The sequence below is a fragment of the Streptomyces tubbatahanensis genome, from assembly GCF_022699385.1.
Classification (GTDB): domain Bacteria; phylum Actinomycetota; class Actinomycetes; order Streptomycetales; family Streptomycetaceae; genus Streptomyces; species Streptomyces diacarni.
In genome coordinates, this window is sequence record NZ_CP093846.1 from 2768091 (window position 1) to 2786620 (window position 18530).

At 71.2% G+C, this 18530-nt stretch carries 14 protein-coding genes and 1 pseudogene; 10 read left to right on the forward strand and 5 right to left on the reverse strand.

The window, feature by feature from the left end; all coding sequences use genetic code 11:
• Window positions 1-285: 285 nt before the first annotated feature.
• The 7 genes and pseudogenes from MMF93_RS11915 to MMF93_RS11940 all read left to right on the forward strand — a co-directional run bounded on the left by MMF93_RS11915 (window position 286) and on the right by MMF93_RS11940 (window position 7353).
• A pseudogene (locus MMF93_RS11915) lies at window positions 286-1346 on the forward strand (LacI family DNA-binding transcriptional regulator).
• Window positions 1343-2911, forward strand: a complete 1569-nt coding sequence (locus MMF93_RS11920; protein WP_242751299.1) for a sugar ABC transporter ATP-binding protein — start codon at window positions 1343-1345, stop codon at window positions 2909-2911. Before MMF93_RS11915 ends, MMF93_RS11920 begins: the two are co-directional and overlap by 4 nt.
• Window positions 2901-3896: an ABC transporter permease gene (locus MMF93_RS33685; RefSeq protein ID WP_423835402.1), complete on the forward strand. Its 996-nt coding sequence runs from the start codon at window positions 2901-2903 to the stop codon at window positions 3894-3896. Before MMF93_RS11920 ends, MMF93_RS33685 begins: the two co-directional genes overlap by 11 nt.
• Window positions 3897-3957: 61 nt before the next feature.
• Complete coding sequence (locus MMF93_RS33690) at window positions 3958-4896, forward strand: substrate-binding domain-containing protein (protein WP_423835403.1); 939 nt, start codon at window positions 3958-3960, stop codon at window positions 4894-4896.
• Window positions 4897-5023: 127 nt separating this feature from the next.
• On the forward strand, window positions 5024-6082 hold the full coding sequence (locus MMF93_RS11930; RefSeq protein WP_242751300.1) for a ribokinase: 1059 nt from the start codon (window positions 5024-5026) through the stop codon (window positions 6080-6082).
• The gene (rbsD, locus tag MMF93_RS11935) at window positions 6079-6468 is read left to right on the forward strand and encodes a D-ribose pyranase (protein WP_242751301.1); all 390 of its coding nucleotides are present in this window, start codon (window positions 6079-6081) and stop codon (window positions 6466-6468) included. Before MMF93_RS11930 ends, rbsD begins: the two co-directional genes overlap by 4 nt.
• Before the next feature lie 57 nt (window positions 6469-6525).
• On the forward strand, window positions 6526-7353 hold the full coding sequence (locus tag MMF93_RS11940) for a sugar phosphate isomerase/epimerase family protein (RefSeq protein WP_242751302.1): 828 nt from the start codon (window positions 6526-6528) through the stop codon (window positions 7351-7353).
• 37 nt (window positions 7354-7390) lie between these two features.
• Here MMF93_RS11940 and MMF93_RS11945 read toward each other — a convergent pair whose 3' ends face one another.
• Complete coding sequence (locus tag MMF93_RS11945; RefSeq protein WP_242751303.1) at window positions 7391-8815, reverse strand: S28 family serine protease; 1425 nt, start codon at window positions 8813-8815, stop codon at window positions 7391-7393.
• A 160-nt stretch (window positions 8816-8975) separates the two neighbouring features.
• Here MMF93_RS11945 and MMF93_RS11950 point away from each other — a divergent pair, with 160 nt between their 5' ends.
• Window positions 8976-9494 carry an NUDIX hydrolase gene (locus tag MMF93_RS11950; RefSeq protein WP_242751304.1) on the forward strand — a complete coding sequence of 173 codons (519 nt, stop codon included), beginning with the start codon at window positions 8976-8978 and terminating at the stop codon, window positions 9492-9494.
• A 16-nt stretch (window positions 9495-9510) separates the two neighbouring features.
• Window positions 9511-9732: a hypothetical protein gene (locus tag MMF93_RS11955; RefSeq protein ID WP_242751305.1), complete on the forward strand. Its 222-nt coding sequence runs from the start codon at window positions 9511-9513 to the stop codon at window positions 9730-9732.
• 121 nt (window positions 9733-9853) lie between these two features.
• Here MMF93_RS11955 and MMF93_RS11960 read toward each other — a convergent pair whose 3' ends face one another.
• Window positions 9854-13681 (reverse strand): ABC transporter ATP-binding protein, encoded by a 3828-nt coding sequence (locus tag MMF93_RS11960; RefSeq protein ID WP_242751306.1) that lies wholly within the window; start codon window positions 13679-13681, stop codon window positions 9854-9856.
• Between the two features lie 559 nt (window positions 13682-14240).
• Window positions 14241-15257: an agmatinase gene (gene speB, locus MMF93_RS11965; RefSeq protein ID WP_242751307.1), complete on the reverse strand. Its 1017-nt coding sequence runs from the start codon at window positions 15255-15257 to the stop codon at window positions 14241-14243.
• Window positions 15258-15369: 112 nt separating this feature from the next.
• Between speB and MMF93_RS11970 the strand changes: the two genes are divergently transcribed.
• A complete protein-coding gene (locus MMF93_RS11970) occupies window positions 15370-16194 on the forward strand; it encodes a phosphatase (RefSeq protein WP_242751308.1) in 825 nt (274 codons plus the stop codon).
• Here the strand turns inward: MMF93_RS11970 and tesB are convergent.
• Window positions 16161-17180: an acyl-CoA thioesterase II gene (gene tesB / locus MMF93_RS11975; RefSeq protein ID WP_242751309.1), complete on the reverse strand. Its 1020-nt coding sequence runs from the start codon at window positions 17178-17180 to the stop codon at window positions 16161-16163. The two genes, MMF93_RS11970 and tesB, sit on opposite strands and share 34 nt — an antisense overlap.
• A gap of 97 nt (window positions 17181-17277) precedes the next feature.
• On the reverse strand, window positions 17278-18435 hold the full coding sequence (locus MMF93_RS11980; RefSeq protein ID WP_242751310.1) for an acyl-CoA dehydrogenase family protein: 1158 nt from the start codon (window positions 18433-18435) through the stop codon (window positions 17278-17280).
• Window positions 18436-18530: the final 95 nt, after the last annotated feature.

The following is an 18530-nucleotide window of genomic DNA, read 5'->3' on the forward strand; positions in this document are numbered from 1 at the left end:
GGTAACCGCGCGAGACGACAGGCCGGCAGCCCTGTGGACAACTCCTCGTAACCTCCCGGAACTGTCCGCGTAAGGGCAGTAGTTGCGGCTGCACGCGCATCATCACGATCTCGCATCGGCACCGCTCTCAACTTGCGTCACCATGCGCACATCACATTCCATGACCGATGTAATCGTTTCCATGCGCGGCGCGGCGGCCCCTCCGAGTGCCCTGCGCGCGGCGGCACTTCAGCCTCTCCCTCCGGTATCTGATCGCTCACTCCCAGCTTGGAACACGGCACCGCAATGGCAGGCATCAAGGACGTGGCGGCACGTGCGGGCGTCTCCGTCGCCACGGTCTCGCGCGTCCTCAACGACCACTCGGGGGTCCGCGAGGAGACCAGGACCCGGGTGCTGGCTGCCGTCTCCGAGCTGAGCTACCGGCCCAACACGCTGGCCCGCTCCCTGCGCACGGACCAGACCCGCACCCTCGGCCTGGTCATCAGCGACGTGCTGAATCCTTTCTTCACCGAGCTGGCCCGCGCCGTCGAGGACGAGGCGCGCGCCCGCGGCTACAGCGTCATCATCGGCAACGCGGACGAGCAGCTCACGCTCCAGGACCACCACGTGCGCACGCTGCTGGACCGCAGGATCGACGGCCTGCTCGTCTCCCCCGCCGACGGCGACTCCCTCGCGCTGCGCGAGGCGGCGCTCGCCGGTATCCCCATGGTCTTCGTCGACCGGTGGATCGCGGGCCTGGACGTACCGCTGGTGCGCGCCGACGGACGCAGCGCCGTGCGCGAACTCGTCGCTCACCTGTACGCACTCGGCCACCGGAAGCTGGCCATCATCACCGGACCCGTCGCCAGCACCACCAGCAACGAGCGGCTGGCCGCCTTCCGCAGCGCGCTGGCCGAGCACGGCCTGCCGCTGCCCGGCCACTACATCGGACAGGGCGACTTCCAGACGGCGAGCGGCCGGCGGGTGACCGAGAGCTTCTTCACGCTCCCCGAACCGCCCGACGCCGTTTTCGCGACGGACAACCTGATGGCACTCGGCGTCATGGAACAGGTGCGCACCCTCGGCCTGCGGGTGCCCCAGGACGTGTCGCTGGCCGCCTTCGACGACATCCCGTGGTTCCTGCACACCGACCCCCCGATCACCGCCATAGCCCAGCCGACCCAGCAGTTGGGCCACCGCGCGGTCGCCGCACTGACCGACCTGGTGGAGCGGCGCTCCCCCTGGGTGCACCCCCCGGCCCGAGGCCGGGGGAGAAGTCCGGGGGAGGGAGCGCGGGTTCCGTCACGCTCTCCGCCCACCTCATAGCGCGCCGCTCCTGCGGCGAAGACGAAAGGATGCGCCGTTGACCACCCCTGACCCGCCCCCGGCACGGGAGTTGCTGCGCACGGAGGGCATCCGCAAGACGTTCCCCGGCGTGGTAGCCCTCGACGGTGTCGACTTCGACCTGCGCGCGGGCGAAGTCCACGTCCTGCTGGGCGAGAACGGCGCCGGCAAGTCCACCCTCATCAAGGTGCTCTCCGGCGCGTACCGCGCGGACGCGGGGCGGGTGCTGCGCGAGGGCAAGGCGGTGCGCATCTCGGACGCGGAGGCCGCGGAGAAGCTGGGCATCGCCACCATCCACCAGGAGTTCAACCTGGTGCCGCAGCTATCCATCGCCGAGAACATCTTCCTGGGCCGCCAGCCGCGCCGCCTGGGCATGGTGGACCGCAAGAAGATGGAGGCCGACGCCAAGGTCCTGCTGGAGCGGGTCGGCGTCACCGAGCCCCCGCGCACCCCGGTCGGCAAGCTGGGCATCGCCGGGCGCCAGATGGTGGAGATCGCCAAGGCGCTCAGCCTGCGCACCCGCGTACTGATCATGGATGAGCCCACCGCCGTGCTCACCTCCGAGGAGGTGGACCGGCTCTTCGCCATCGTGCGCAGGCTCCGCTCCGAGGGCGTGGGCATCGTCTTCATCACCCACCACCTGGAGGAGATCCCGGCCCTCGGCGACCGGGTCACCGTGCTGCGCGACGGCCGCAGCGTCGGACAGGTGCCGGCGACCACGCCGCAGGACGAGCTGGTGCGGCTGATGGTGGGCCGCAGCATCGAGCAGCAGTACCCGCGCGAGACGGTGAAGGCCGAGGACGCCGCGGCGTCGGCGGCACCCCTGCTGCGGGTGTCGGGACTGCGCAGGCAGGGCGTCTTTCAGGACATCAGCTTCGAGGTGCGGGCGGGCGAGGTCGTCGGCATCGCGGGGCTGGTGGGCGCGGGCCGCACCGAGGTCGTCCGCGCGGTCTTCGGCGCCGACGGCTACGACGCGGGACGCGTCGAGGTGGCCGGCAAGCGGCTGCCCGGCGGTGACGTGTGGGCCTCGCACACCGTGGGGCTCGGGCTCGTCCCCGAGGACCGCAAGGGCCAGGGCCTGCTGCCCGACGCCTCGGTCTCGGACAACCTCTCCCTGGTCTCCATGCGCGAGGCGAGCAAGGGCGGCCTGGTGGACCGCGGCGGGCTGCGCAAGGACGCCGCCCGCATCGCCGACCGGCTGGGGGTGCGGATGGCCGGGCTCGACCAGCACGTGCGCACCCTCTCGGGCGGCAACCAGCAGAAGGTCGTGATCGGCAAGTGGCTGCTCGCCAAGAGCCGCGTGCTGATCCTCGACGAACCCACCCGCGGCATCGACGTGGGCGCCAAGGTCGAGATCTACCAGCTCATCAACGAGCTGACGGCCTCGGGGCACGCGGTGCTGATGATCTCCAGCGACCTCCCCGAGGTGCTGGGCATGAGCGACCGGGTCCTGGTGATGTCCCAGGGCCGGATCGCCGGTGAACTGACCGCGCGGGAAGCGACCCAGGACGCCGTCATGGCGCTGGCCGTCGGCACCTCCGCGCCAGGTAGTACGAGCGAGATGGAGGACTCTCCCCGTGGCCACTGACACGCAGCAGCCGGGTCACCGCCTGGACAAGCGCCCCGGCGGCAGCGGGCCGCCGCAGGCGATACGCCGCTTCCTGCTGGACAACGGGGCGCTCAGCGCCCTCGTCGTCCTGGTCGCGGTCCTGGCACTGGTGAACGGCAACTTCCTCACCACGACGAACCTGCTCAACGTCGGCGAGCAGGCCGCGGTGACCGCGATCCTCGCCTTCGGCGTGACCTTCGCCATCGTCGCCGGGGGCATCGACCTGTCGGTCGGCTCGGTGGCCGCCTTCTCGGGCATCATGCTCGGCTGGTTCACCACGACCCAGGGCATGCCGGCGTTCCTCGGCGTCATCCTGGCCATCCTCACCGGCACGGCCTGCGGCCTGCTCAACGGCGTACTGATCGCCTACGGCAAGCTGCCTCCGTTCATCGCGACCCTGGCGATGCTCTCGGCCGCGCGCGGCCTGCTGCTGGTCGTCTCGCAGGGCAACCCGATCCTGATGCCCGACTCGCTCTCCTGGATGGGCGAGAACATCGGCGGCTGGCTGCCGACACAGGTCATCGTGATGATCGTGATGGGCCTGATCGCCGCCCTGATCCTCAACCGCACCTACAACGGGCGCGCGATGTACGCGATCGGCGGCAACGAGGAGGCCGCGCACCTGTCCGGTATCCGGGTCCGCCGGCAGAAGCTGGTGATCTACACCCTGGTGGGCGCCTTCGCCGCCGTGGCCGGAATCGTCCTGACCTCGCGGCTGGCCTCGGCCCAGCCGACGGGCGCCGAAGGTTTCGAATTGGACGCGATCGCGGCCGTGGTGATCGGAGGTGCGAGCCTCGCCGGAGGCGTCGGCAAGGCTTCCGGAACGCTCATCGGCGCCCTTATCCTCGCAGTTCTGCGCAATGGTCTGAACCTGTTGGACGTTTCCGCTTTCTGGCAGCAGGTCGTCATCGGGGTCGTCATCGCGCTCGCCGTGCTACTCGATACACTGCGTCGTCGCACGTGATCTTTGTGCGACGGGGGGGTTCGCGTAGTTCGTCCATCTGCCGACTGCAAGGAATGCAGCAATGAGCAAGAGAAAGAACACGTCTGTCGTCGTCGTCGCCGCGGCAGTCGCACTGACCGCCTCGGCCTGTGGTTCCGGGGACGACACCAAGGGCGGCAAGGAAAAGCCCAAGATCGGCTTCGCCATATCCGCGCTCAACCAGCCCTTCATGGTCCAGATGAAGGAAGGCGCCGAGAAGGAAGCCAAGGCACAGGGCGCGGACCTGACCGTCCAGGACGCCGCCAACAAGGCGTCCCAGCAGGCCAACCAGATGCAGACCTTCACCTCGCAGCAGGTGGACTCGATCATCATCAACCCGGTCGACTCCGACGCGGCCGCTCCCTCCGTCAAGGGCGCCAACAACGCGGACATCCCCGTCATCGCCGCGGACCGCAGCGTCAACAAGGCCGAGATCGAGACCACCGTCGCCTCCGACAACGTCGCGGGCGGCGAGGCGGCGGCCAAGCAGATCAACGAGCTGCTCGACGGCAAGGGCGAGATCCTCGTCCTCCAGGGCCAGACGGGCACCTCCGCCTCCCGTGAGCGCGGCAAGGGCTTCAAGGACGGCCTCAAGAAGTACCCGGGCATCAAGGTCGTCACCAAGCAGCCCGCGGACTTCGACCGGGCCAAGGGCCTGGACGTGACCTCCAACGCCATGCAGTCCCACCCGGAGATCGACGCGGTCTTCGCGGAGAACGACGAGATGGCGCTGGGCGCGGTCAAGGCGCTGGGCTCCAAGGCGGGCAAGAGCGTCAAGATCGTCGGCTTCGACGGCACCCCGGACGCGATGAAGGCCGTCAAGGCCGGCACCATCAACGCGACCGTGGCGCAGCAGCCGGCCGAGCTGGGCAAGATGGCCGTCCGCAACGCGATGCGCACCATCGACGACGGCAAGGTCCAAGAGCAGATCAAGGTTCCGGTGAAGGTCGTCACCAAGAAGAACGTCGCCCGGTTCTCCTGACCTTCGGGCGGGCCAGTGGCTGTGGCCCGGCACGGGAGAGGCGAAACGGCCCGTCGCGGAGGAAGTGCCGCGCGGGATGTGCCCGCCGCGGGCGAGTGCCCCGGCGGGATGTGAAGGAGCACACCGGATGCACGAGTACGACCTGCTGGTCGTAGGGTCCGCCAACGCCGACCTGGTCATCGGTCTGGACCGAAGGCCAGGGCCCGGCGAGACGGTGCTCGGGTCGGATCTGAGGGTCCACCCGGGCGGCAAGGGCGCGAACCAGGCGGCTGCCGCCGCCCGGCTCGGCGCCCGCACCACGCTGCTGGCGCGCGTCGGCGACGACGCCTACGGCCGGATGCTGGCCGAGGCGCAGCGTCACGCGGGTGCGGCGTTGGCGGGACTCCTCGTGGGCCCGACGGACACGCCGGGCACGGTGGGCAAGGACGGCATCAGGACTCCCGGCGCCACGGGCGCGCCCGAGGCCGTCGAGGGCAAGGACGCACCCACCGGCGTCGCCCTCATCACCGTCGACGCGGCGGGGGACAACAGCATCGTCGTCTCCCCCGGCGCCAACGCCCGCCTCACGCCCGACGACGTGGCGGCGGCGCGGGCACTCTTCCAGGCCGCGGCCGTGGTCTCCCTGCAATTGGAGATCCCCCTGGAGACGGTCGCCGCGGCGGCGCGGGCCGCGGACGAGCACGGGGCGCGCCTCGTGCTCAACCCCTCCCCGCCCGCACGGCTGCCCGAGGACGTGCTGGCGCTGTGCGACCCGCTGGTCGTCAACGAGCACGAGGCACGCCTGCTGCTGGAAGCCCAGTCCCTCGGCGACGAGCCCGAGGAGTGGGCCACCGCGCTGCTGGGCCTCGGCCCGCGCAGCGTCGTGGTCACGCTCGGCGCCGAAGGCGCCCTGGTCGCGGGCCCCGGCGTGGGCGCCGAGGTGACGGACGGGGTCGGCATGGTGCGGGTGCCCAGCCCGCGCGTGCGGGCCGTGGACACCACGGGCGCCGGAGACGCCTTCACCGGCGCGCTCGGCTGGCGGCTGGGCCGCGGCACGGACCTGGAGGAGGCCGTGCGGTACGCGGTGCGTGTCGGCTCCTTCGCGGTCACCCGGGCCGGGGCGCAGGAGTCCTACCCGACCGCGGCCGACGTCGCCAAGGACACCGGGGACGCGCCGGACCACGGCGCCGAGGCGAGCACCCGGTGAAGAAGTCCGGCATACTCAACCGCCACCTGAGCGGGGCACTGGCCGCGCTGGGCCACACGGACCTCGTCGTGGTGTGCGACGTGGGGCTGCCGATCCCCGAGGGGCCCACGGTCGTCGACCTGTCCTTCCGGGCGGGCGTGCCGTCCTTCGCCGAGGTGCTCACCGGGCTCCTGGCGGAGCTGGAGACCGAGGGCGCGACCGCCGCGAGCGAAGTGCACGAGGCCAACCCGGAGTGCGGCGCGCTGCTGGCCTCCCGCTTCCCCGGGCTGCGGCTGGTGCCGCACGAGGAGCTGAAAGCCCTCACCCACCGGTCCCGCCTGGTGGTCCGCACGGGTGAGGCACGGCCGTACGCGAACGTGGTCCTGCGCTGCGGAGTGCCGTTCTGAGGCGTTCCGACGCGTGCGCGGCGTGACTTTCTCCCACGCGTCTGGTCGGGTGGCCGCATGCGACTCGCCTTCTCCACTCTCGGTGTGCCCGGCGCCCCCCTCGACGACGTCCTGCGGATGGCGACACGGACAGGCTTCCACGGCGTGGAGCTGCGGGCCCACCCGGAGGAGCCCGTGCACCCGGGACTCGGCCGGCGCGAGAGGGCCGAGGTGGCCGAGCGGTTCGCGGACGCGGGCATCGAACTGCTGTGCGTCGCGGGGTACCCGAGGATGGCCGCGAGTGGGGATGACGCGCCCGTACTGGCCGAGGTGCGCGCCCTGTTGGAGCTGGCGCACGACCTGGGCGCGCCCTACGCCCGTGTCTTCCCCGGCGGCGACACCGGCCCGGAGGAGGCCGACGTGATCGCCGTACGCCGGCTCACCCAGGCGGCCGGAACCGCCGAAGAGCTGGGCGTACGCGTCCTGCTGGAGACCCACGACTCGCACCGCACCGGCGCCGACGCGGCCCGCGTCCTGGGCGCGGTCGACCGCCCTGGCGTGGGCGCCCTGTGGGACGTGCTGCACACCTGGCGCGGCGGCGAGGAACCGCAGCGCTCCTGCGAACTGCTCGCCCCGCACCTCGGCTACGTGCAGGTCAAGGACGTCCCCTCGCGCCAGGACACCACGCCGCTGCCGCCCGGCGAGGGCGTACTGCCGCTCGCCGAGGTGGCCGAGGTGGTCACCAGGTCGGCGGACGCGCGCACGCCGGCCTACGGGCAGTGGACGGGCGTCGAGTGGCTGTGCTGGGAGTACGAGAAGCGCTGGTACCCCGAGGTGCGCGAGATGGGCGCGCTGCTGCCCGGCGTGCGCGCCCACCTGCTGGAACTGCTCGCCGACGCGGCCTGAAGGCGGCCGCGCCGGCGGGGCAGAGCCAGGTCGGGGGTCACGGACGGAGCGTCCGTGCCTCCTTCCGCGGCGTGTCCAGCTTCTTGTCGTACGCCGTCAGGCGCTGCGGCTTCTTGCCCTTGTCGACGTCGAGGCCGGCGAACTCCAGCACCATGCGGGTGGCGGTCGCCCGGTCGTCCTCGTCGAGCGTGGCGATCTTCGCCCCGTGGTTCTGGCCCGGTGCCCAGAAGACGGCCGTGTCCTCGGTGTGCTTGCCGGGACGGAACGGCTCGGCACCCCACGGGTCGTTCTCGCCGTAGATGTAGAGCATCTGCGAGGAGCTGTGGCGCACCCAGCGGTCGATGTCGCGCATCGCCTTGTCGTGCTTGTTGAAGCGCATCGGGATGTCACGCGGCACGTAGACGCGCGGCGTGTTCAGGCCCGGGTACTTGCGCACGTCGTCGAGGAGCGGCTCCTCGTAGTCGGGCGAGCCCATCTGGGTGCCCGCCTGGTAGTAGTACGGGGTGTAGGGCAGCATGCCCTGGTCGGTCCCGGCGTCCCAGCCGCCGATCTCGTCGGCCCACTTGTAGAGCGTGTCCGTGGAGGCGTCCGGGGAGGGCACCTGGTCGCAGTCGTCGACCAGGTGGTACTGCCAGTAGCCCCACACCAGGTCCTGCGCGATCAGCTCGAACGCCTTGTCGGCGTTGCCGGCCATCGTGAAGGTGTAGTCGTTCTCCTTCGCCCACTTCTTCAGGCGGGGAACCATCTCGCCGCGGCGCTCGAAGATCTCGTGCTGCACGCTGTTGAGCCGGTCCCGGCACTCCTTGGTGCCGACGTTCTCGAAGAACCTGTAGTACGCGGAGTCCTCGTCGTTGCGCACGTCGTTCGGGGCGACGTAGGGGACGGTGCCGTCCATGTCGCGGGGGTAGAAGCGGCGGTAGTACGTCGCCGTCATGCCGCCCTTGCTGCCGCCGGTCGCGATCCAGTTCTTGCTGTAGATCTTCTTCAGCGCCTTGTAGATGCGGTGCTGGTCGCTGGCCGCCTGCCAGATGGTCAGCTTCGACCAGTCGGCGGGCTTGGGCCGGGACGGGGTGAAGAAGCGGTACTCCATGGAGACCTGGTTGCCGTCCGTCAGCTGCGTGGGCTCACTGCGGCTGGGCGTGGTGCTGAGGTTGTAGCCGCCCGTGTAGAAGACGGTGGGCCGGCTGGTGTCCTTGTGGAGGATCGAGATGCGCTGCTTGAAAGTGCCCTTCTTGGGGTGCCGATGGTCGATCGGCTGCTCGTAGTTGAGCACGAAGTAGCGGTACCCGTCGACGGGCTTCTCCTCGATGAGGCTCATCCCGGGCACCGCGAGGATGCGGTCCTTGATGTCGGTGCTCTTGCCGCCCTGGACCGCCGTGGCGGCACCCGCCGACGCGCTGCCGATCCCGACAGTGCCTATGAGCACCACCAAAGACAGCAACCATCTGAGCGTTTTACGCATTCACCCTCCCCATACAACGCCAAAAGTCGACGTGAACCTATCGGCGTGCGTACGGCTCCCGCCAGACCCCGGAGCCCTCCACCTGTACGCATGTGGGGCGGCGCACACCGCTGAGCGGTACCGGACACCGCTGTCACCGCGCCGGTTTACGCTGCGGAGCATGAGTGATTCCGCCACCCCGCCCGCTGTGCTGGCCACGGGTCCCCGCGGGATGCGCCTGCTGGCCTTCCTGCGCGAGCCGGAGGACGCTCGCTTCCCCGACGCCCCCGTCGGCTACGCCCTGGCGGCCGTCCGGCACGCGGGCAGACTGCTGATGGTGCACGTCCGCAGCCGCCGGTGCTGGGAGCTGCCCGGCGGAGGCATCGAGGAGGGCGAGAGCCCGCGCGAGGCCGCAGCGCGCGAACTGCGGGAGGAGAGCGGCCAACTGGTGGACGCGGCGGCGCTGCGCTTCGTCGGCTTCTCCCGGACCGCGCTCGGGCCCGAGCAGCGGGTGCTGTACGGCGCCCTGTTCAGCGGCGAGCTGAGCGAGGTGCTCCCCTTCGCGCCGAACGAGGAGATCTCCGCCATCCACTGGCGCTCCGGCACCGAGCCCCTTCCCTACGGCGAGGTGCAGACGGTGGACGAGTACATGGTCGCGCTCTGCGGGGACGCCTCCGGCCTGGAGACGGAGGAGAGCTGAGCCCTACGCTCCGCTCATGCCTGCACCCCGTGGATTCGCCTACGAGCAGCGCGGGGCGGACGTGGTGATCACCCACCACGGCCGCCCCGTCACCACCCTGCGCGGCGCCCGCGCCGAGCGCTTCCTCGCGGAGGTGCGCGCGGGGGACGAGCAGTTGGTCATGGCCCGCTGGACGGGCAACTACAAGCGCGGCAACGAGCGCGCCGCGCGGGCGCATCCGCGCAACCGCCGCACCTGAGTGCGGCGGCCCGCGCGTACCTCAGCGGCGTGCTCCGGCACGGGGTTCCACTGACTGCGGTATGCGGTCCGCGGGCGGGTGGGGGTGCGCCGCGCCGTTCCCCGCGCCCCTTCGGGGTGCCCTAGACCATCGCGTGTTCCTCGTCGCCGCCCGTAGCCGTGGCGGGCTCTCCCGCGAAGGTGCGCCACAGCTGCGCGTACCGGCCCCGCGCGGCCAGCAGTTCCCGGTGCGTGCCGTCCTCCACGACCCGGCCGTGGTCGAGGACGACGACCCGGTCGGCCCGCGCCGCCGTGGTCAGCCGGTGGGCGACCACCAGGGTGGTGCGGGACCCCGCCAGCCGGTCGGTCGCCTGGTTGACCAGTGACTCGGTCGCCAGGTCGAGCGCCGCGGTGGCCTCGTCCAGCAGCAGGATGCTCGGGCCCACCAGCTCGGCCCGCGCCAGGGCGAGCAGCTGCCGCTGCCCCGCGGACAGGTTGCGGCCGCGCTCGTCCACCTCGTGCAGGTAGCCCCCGGACAGCGAGGCGATCATCTCGTGCGCCCCGACGGCCCGCGCCGCGGCCTCGACCTCGGCGTCGGTGGCCTCCATCCGCCCGTAGGCGATGGCGTCGCGCACGGTGCCGGGGAAGAGGTAGGGCTCCTGCGGTACGACCCCGATCCGGTGCCGGTAGGCGGTCAGCTCGACCTCGCGCAGGTCGTGGCCGTCGACCAGGACGGCGCCCTCGCTCGGGTCGTAGAACCTGGCGACGAGCTTGACCAGAGTCGACTTGCCCGCTCCCGTCTCCCCCACGAAAGCGACGGTCTGGCCGGCGGGGATGGTCAGTTGGACGTCGGCGAGCGCCTGCTCCTGTTTCCGCTCCCCCGCCGGATCGGCCGTGGCGTACCGGAAGTGGACGTCGCGGAACTCGATCTCGCCGCGCAGCGCTCCCGGCTCGGTGGCGGCGGCGGGCACGGGTGTGGTGCTCTCCTCGCGCAGCAGCTCCTGGATGCGACGGAGCGAGACGGCCGCCTGCTGGTATCCGTCGAAGACCTGCGAGAGCTGCTGGACGGGGGCGAAGAACAGCTCGATGTAGAGCAGGTACGCCACCAGCGCGCCCGCCGTCAGGGTGCCGTTGTCGACCCTCGTCGCGCCGACGACGAGCACGGAGGCAGTCGCCAGGGAGGCCAGCAGCTGCACGAAGGGGAAGTAGACGGAGATCAGCCACTGGCCGCGCACCCGGGCCTGCCGGTAGCCGTCGCTGCGCCGCTCGAACTGGTCGGCGCCGCGCTCCTCACCGCGGAAGGCCTGCACCATCCGCAGCCCGGCCACGGACTCCTGGAGGTCGGCGTTGACCACGCTGACGCGCTCGCGCGCCAGCTCGTACGCCTTGACGCTCTGGCGCCGGAAGAAGACCGTGCCGACGACCAGCAGCGGCAGCGTCGCGAAGACCACGAGGGCGAGCTGGAGGTCGAGCAGCAGCAGCGCGACCATGATGCCCAGGAACGTGAACAGTGAGACGACGGCGGTGACGAGCCCCGTCTGCAAGAACGTCGAGAGGGCGTCCACGTCGGTCGTCATCCGCGTCATCACGGCGCCGGCCAGGTGGCGTTCGTAGTAGTCCAGGCCGAGCCGCTGCAACTGAGCGAAAATCTTCACCCGCAGGGCGTACAAGACGCGCTCCCCGGTGCGCCCGGTCAGCAGCAGCGAGCCGACCTGCGCGCCCCACTGTGCGACGACCACCGCGAGCGCCAGCCCCGAGGCGAACCAGACGGCGCCCAGCGCGCCCTGCTCCACGCCGTCGTCGATGCCGTGCCGGATCAGCACGGGCAGCAGCAGCCCGAACCCGGCGTCCAGCGCCGCGAAGACCAGCGCCACCAGCAGGGCGACGCCGAAACCGCGCAGCAGCCTGCGCAGCCCGTAGCTCTCCTCCGCGCGCTCGGCCCGCTCCTCGTCGATGTCGGGGGTGTCGTCGGCGGGCGGCAACGCGGCCACCCTGGCGAGCAGTTCGGGGCTGCCGGGCAGGCCCGCCAGCTCGGAGGCGAAGGTCCCGGGCCGTCCCGCCTGCGCCGCGGTGACGCCCGAGCCGCCCGTGGCGGCGCCGGGCGCCGCGGCGTCGTCCTCGCGCACCCACAGCTGGGGGGTGATCCCCTGGTCCGTGCGGTCGGCGCGCTCCTCCTGGGACGCGGCCAGGCCTGCCGGGTCGCGGCGTACGTCACCCAGCTCGTCCGGGTCGGTCAGCAGCCTGCGGTAGAGGGCGCAGCGGCGCGTCAGCTCCTCGTGGGTGCCGATGTCGGCCAGCCGGCCGCCGTCGAGGACGGCGATCCGGTCGGCCAGCGCGAGGGTGGACTGGCGGTGCGCGATCAGCAGCGTGGTGCGGCCCGCCATCACGCCGCGCAGCGCCTCGTGGATCTCGTGCTCGACACGCGCGTCGACGGCCGAGGTCGCGTCGTCCAGCAGGAGCAGCCGCGGGTCGGTGATCAGGGCGCGGGCCAGGGCGATGCGCTGGCGCTGGCCGCCGGAGAGGGTCAGGCCCTGCTCGCCGACGGCGGTCTCGTAGCCGTCGGGCAGCTCGTTGATGAAGCGGTCGGCCTGCGCTGCGCGGGCGGCGGCGCGGATCTGCTCGTCGGTGGCGTCCGGTGCGCCGTAGGCGATGTTCTCGCGCAGGGAGGAGGAGAACAGGAAGGGGTTCTCGGGCACGAGTCCGATCGCGGAGCGCAGCGAGTCGAGCGTCAGCTCGCGCACGTCCTGGCCGCCGACGCGCACCGCCCCGCCGGTGACGTCGTAGTAGCGCGGCAGCAGCATCGAGACGGTGGACTTGCCGCTGCCGCTCGCCCCCACCAGGGCGACCGTCTCGCCGGGTTCGACGCGCAGGCTGAATCCGTCCAGCACCGGGTCGCCCGCCGTGTAGCCGAAGGTGACGTCCGCGAACTCGATCGAGGCGTCGGTGGTCTCGGGCAGCTCGCGCGCGTACGGGCTCTCGGCCATCTGCGGCTCGGTGTCGATCAGGTCGTACACCCGCTCGACACCGGCGCGGGCCTGCTGCCCGACGGTGAGCATCATCGCGAGCATCCGCACCGGGCCCACCAGCTGCGCGAGGTAGGTGGAGAAGGCCACGAACGTGCCCAGGGTGATCTGGCCGCGGGTGGCCATCCAGCCGCCGAGCGCCAGCATGGCGACCTGCCCGAGCGAGGGCACCGCCTGGAGAACGGGGGTGTAGCGGGCGTTCAGGCGTACGGTGCGCAGCCGCCCGGCGAAGAGCCTGCGGCCGATCGCCCGCAGCTTGCCGGTCTCCTGCGCCTCCTGCCCGAAGCCCTTGACGACGCGGACGCCGGTGACCGCGCCGTCCACCACCGAGGCGACCGCGCCGGCCTGCTGCTGCGCGTACCAGGTGGCCGGGAAGAGGCGCTTGCGGCTGAGGTCGGCCACCCACCACAGCAGCGGGAAGACGGCCACCGACACCAGGGTGAGCAGCGGCGAGAGGACGAGCATCACGCCGAGCGCCACGAGGAACAGCAGCACGTTGCCGATCATCATGGGCAGCATGAACAGCAGGCTCTGTACCAGTTGCAGGTCGCTGGTGCCGCGCCCGACGACCTGTCCCGTGGACAGCTCGTCCTGGCTGCGGCCGTCGAGCCGGACGATCGAGCGGTACATCTCGGTGCGCAGGTCGTGCTGCACGTCCAGCGCGAGCCGCCCGCCGTAGTAGCGGCGGGCGTAGGTGAGGACGTAGATGACGGCGGCCGCGGCCACCAGCAGCCCGATCCACGTCCACAGGCTGCCCTCGCCGCCGACCACCACGTCGTCGATGACGACCTTGGTCAGAAGCGGGACGAGCGCCATGACGCCCATACCGCCCAGCGAGGCGCCCAGCGCCAGCACCACGGCGCGCTTGTAGCGCCAGCAGTACCGGGCCAGCCGTCGGGCCCATCCCGGTTTCTCCGGGCCCTCGGGGGCGATACCCCCACTGTCCACGGCCACGATGCTCCCCGTCCCTTCGACGCTGCCTCCTCCTGCGGAAGGCCCAACATCACAGGATCAGGTTTTCATTCCGGACGGATCGGCGCTCGGTTCGGCTGGACGGAGCGGGCGGACAGAGCCGCCGAGGGCCGTCGGGGGGGGAGCGCGTCGAGCGTGTGAGGAGAGTGACCGGTGGCGGCACGGCGAGCCGCTGGCTCTTCCTGTGCCGCCCCGGTCACCGGCGGCGCGTCCCTGGAGGCGCTCAGGCCGGCACCCCCCACGAGGCCGGCTCTGCTCAGCGCTCCGCACCGCCTTCCCGCGCGGGATCGCTCCTGCAGTCTGTCGAGAACTTCCACGGAATGCACATCGACCGATCAAATTCGGTAACGTCCCGTATTAAACCAGTGGCGCAGTGTGACGGAGCAGAGTGTCCGGCTGTCCCCCGTCAAGTCCGCGTCGACCTGCGTCGTTGATCCGCCCATCGGTACGGACGTGAGCAAACGCGCACGGGCGAGCCCGAACGGCCGACCGCGCCCGCTCGGCAACACGGCCGGAACCCGCTGCCGCGCGCCGCTCACCCGCCGGACGCGGCCCCGCGCGCGGCCGCGATCTGCCGTGTCATCAGCGTCGTCAGTTCGTACGCCGTGTGCGAGGCCGCGACGGAGGTGATCTCCGCGTGGTCGTACGCCGGGGCGACCTCCACCAGGTCAGCCGAGATCAGGTGGCAGTCCGACAGCCCGCGCACGATCTCCAGCAACTCCCTCGACGTCAGCCCGCCCGCCTCCGGCGTCCCCGTGCCGGGCGCGTGCGCCGGGTCGAGCACGTCGATGTCGACCGACACGTACAGCGGACGCGAGCCGATCCGCTGCCGCAGCTGGTCGACGACCTCGTCCACTCCGCGGCGCATCACGTCCGCCGAGGTGACGATGCCGAAGCCCATCTTGGCGTCGTCGTCCAGATCCCGCTTCCCGTACAGCGGCCCGCGCGTGCCCACGTGAGAGAGCGCCGAGGTGTCGAGAACACCCTCCTCGACGGCCCGCCTGAACGGTGTGCCGTGCGTGTAGGGAGCGCCGAAATAGGTGTCCCAGGTGTCCAGGTGTGCGTCGAAGTGCAGCAGGGCGACAGGGCCGTGCTTGCGGGCCATCGCGCGCAGCAGGGGCAGCGCGATGGTGTGGTCGCCGCCCAGCGTCATCAGCCGCGAGCCCGCGTCCAGGAGCTCCCCGGCCGCGTGCTCGACCGTCTCGAGGGCCTCGCCGATGTCGAAGGGGTTGACGGCGATGTCGCCCGCGTCCGCCACCTGCGCCAGCGCGAAGGGTGAGGCGTCCTGCGCCGGGTTGTAGGGGCGCAGCAGCCGGGACGCCTCGCGGATGGCGTTGCCGCCGAACCTGGCACCCGGACGGTAGGACACTCCGGTGTCGAAGGGGATGCCCACTACGGCGACGTCCGCACGGTCGTCCGTCTGGTCGATCCGGGGCAGCCTCGCGAAGGTCGCGGGACCGGCGTAACGGGGGACCTTGGAGGAGTCGACGGGACCGCGCGGCGGGCGCGCGTCGTGCGAGGCGAGGGGGGAGGAGTTGTCGCTGCTGGTCATGCTGGAGAGCGTAGGCCGGACAGGTGGTCGAACCGTTAGACGGTACTGAGCGCCGTACGTCTCCTTTTGGACACTCCGTCCATCGAGCGCCCGTACGAGACACAATGGCCCCATGCCACAGCCTCTCTTGCCCGTGTCGCTCCCCCTGCCTCTCCCGGAAGCGCCCACCCGCCACGAGCTGCTCAGCCATCTGGTGCGCACCCGGATCGCGGGGGATGTCGCCACTCCGCGGGAGAACAACCTCGACCACTACCGCAAGCTCGCCAACGGCGACCGGCACTACTGGCTCGGTCTGGAACTGGGCGAGCGCTGGGCCGACGAGCAGGACGTCCTCGCGGTCATGGCGGAGCGCTGCGGCGTCAGCGACGACCCGGACTACCGCACGGGCCAGGACACCATCGACCCCGAGCTGACCGTCGCCGCGCTCGACCGGGCCGCCGCCGAACTGCGCAAGGCCGCCGAGGGGCGCGCCCGTGTCCTGTTCGCCACCGGACACCCCGGAGCGCTGCTCGACATGCACGGGACGCTGGCCACCGCGCTGCGCGCCGCCGGCTGCGACATCGTGCGCTCCCCGCTGCGGGTCTTCGCGGACGAGGGCGTCATCGTGCAGTTCCAGGGCGTCGCCGTCTACGAGCGGGGCGCCTCGCTGTGGCACACCCACTCCCCCGAGCCGATGGCCGGCGTCCTGTACGGCCTGGAGCAGGCCGGGGAGCGGCTGCCCGACCTGGTGGTGGCGGACCACGGCTGGGCGGGCCGTGCGGCCCAGCACGGCCTGACCACCGTCGGCTTCGCCGACTGCAACGACCCCGCGCTCTTCCTCGGTGAGGCGGAGGGCACGCTGGAGGTCACCGTGCCCCTGGACGATCACGTCGTCGACCCGCGCTTCTACGAGCCGATGACGGCCTACGTACTCGCGGCGGCCGGACTGGCCGGCTGAGCGCCCGAACGCCCCGCGGCGTTGCCACTGTTCGAGCGCGGAACGCTTTCCGAAGTGTTGCCGCCCTCCGAGCGCGGAACGTCCCCCGAAACGTTGCCACCCTCCGAGCGCGGAACCCGCACGACGCCCTCCTGGATGACCGAGACGACCAGCCGGCCGTCCCGGGTGAAGATCCGGCCCTTCGCCAGTCCCCTGCCGCCCTGCGCGGTCGGCGATTCCTGGTCGTAGAGCAGCCACTCGTCCGCACGGAACGGACGGTGGAACCACATGGCGTGATCCAGGCTGGCCCCCACCACGTCACCGACCGCCCAGCCGCCCCTGCCGTGCGCCAGCAGCACCGAGTCCAGCAGCGTCATGTCCGAGACGTACGTGGCCAGACAGATGTGCAGCATCGGATCGTCCGAGGTGCCGTCCAGCTTGCCGTTGGTGCGGAACCACACCTGCGAGCGCGGCTCTGACGGCTTGCCGACGCTGGCGAACGGCGGCGCCTCCACGTAGCGCAGGTCGACCGCGGCCCGCGCCCGCAACAGCCGCTCGGGCACCTGGGGATCGGTGAACAGGTCGTGGTAGCGCGGCAGCATGTCCTCAGCCGTCGGCAGAGTCTCCGGGTCGGGCGCCGACGGCATCGCCTCCTGGTGCTCCATCCCCTCCTCGTACGTCTGGAACGAGGCGGACAGGTGGAAGATCGGCTGCCCGTGCTGGACGCCCACCACCCGGCGGGTGGTGAAGGAACGCCCGTCGCGTATCCGGTCCACCGTGTAGACGATGGGTGCACCGGGGTCGCCGGCGCGCAGGAAGTACGCGTGCAGGGAGTGCGGCAGCCGCCCCTCGGGAACGGTGCGGCACGCGGCGACGAGCGCCTGCGCAGCGACCTGGCCGCCGAAGACCCTCGGGACCACGGAGGCACGGCTGCTGCCGCGGAAGATGTCCTGCTCGACCCGCTCCAGATCGAGCAGGTCGAGCAGGGACGTCAGTTCTTGGCTCATGCGCCCGATTCTGCCGAGGAGCTGTCCTGGGGTGTTACGTCGCAGATCACAGACCCGCGGCACTCAGTCACGTGGTCAGGAGTCACGTGCCCGGGAGTCACAGCCCCATGGACTTCGCGACGATGGAGCGCATGACCTCGCTGGTGCCGCCGTAGATCCGGGAGACCCGGGTGTCGGCGTACAGGCTGGCGATCGGGTACTCCAGCATGTAGCCGTACCCGCCGTGCAGCTGGAGGCACTTGTCGATCACCCGGGCCGCCAGCTCGGTGGTGAACAGCTTGGCGGAGGCGGCGTCGGCGGGCGTCAGCTCCCCCGCGTCCAGCGCTTCGAGAGCACGGTCGCAGACGGCCTGCATCGCGTCCACGTCGGCCTTGCAGTCGGCGAGGACGAACTTGGTGTTCTGGAAGGAGGCGACCTCCTTGCCGAAGACCGTCCGCTCCTTCACGTACTCCTGCGCGAACCGCACGGCCGCCGCCGACTGCGCGTAGGCGCCCAGCGCGATCCCCAGCCGCTCCTGCGGAAGGTTCTGGCCCAGGTAGCCGAACGCCTTGCCCTCTTCGCCGAGCAGGTCCTCGACCGGGACCTTGACGTCGGTGAAGGACAGCTCCGCCGTATCCGAGGCGCGCAGCCCCAGCTTGTCCAGCTTGCGGCCCACCGCGTAGCCCTCGCTCCCGGCGTCCACCACCAGGATGGAGATGCCGCCCCGCCGGTCCTCGGGCGACGGAGGAGCGGTACGGGCGCACACCAGGACGCGGTCGGCCTGGACCCCGCCGGTGATGAAGGTCTTCGCTCCGTTGAGGACGTAGTGGGTGCCGTCCTCCGACAGCTTGGCCGTCGTCTTCATCCCGGCCAGGTCGGACCCGGTGCCCGGCTCCGTCATGGCGATGGCCGTCATCATCTCGCCGGAGACGAAGGCGGGCAGCCAGCGCTTCTTCTGCTCCTCGTTGCCGTACTTGAGGATGTACGGGAGGCAGAGCGCCGTGTGCACGCTCGAACCGCCGAAGCTGACGCCGGCGCGGGCGCACTCCTCGGTGATGACGGCGTTGTACTTGAAGCTGCTCTCGCCCGCCCCGCCGTACTCCTCGGGCACCTCGATCCCGAAGACGCCCAGCTCGCCGAGTTTCTTGTAGAAGTCCTTGGGGACGTAGCCCTGCTCGGCCCACTGCGCGTAGTGGGGCACGACCTGGTCCGCGATGAAGTCACGGATCGTCCGGCGGAACGCCTCGTGGTCCTCGTTGAACACCGTGCGGCGCACAGCACGCCTCCTCGTCGCCTCGGCCATGGCTAAGCGCTTGCTCAGCTTGTAGGGCCAAAGCTACCGACCGGTCACGTCCACTGTCCAGAGCCACT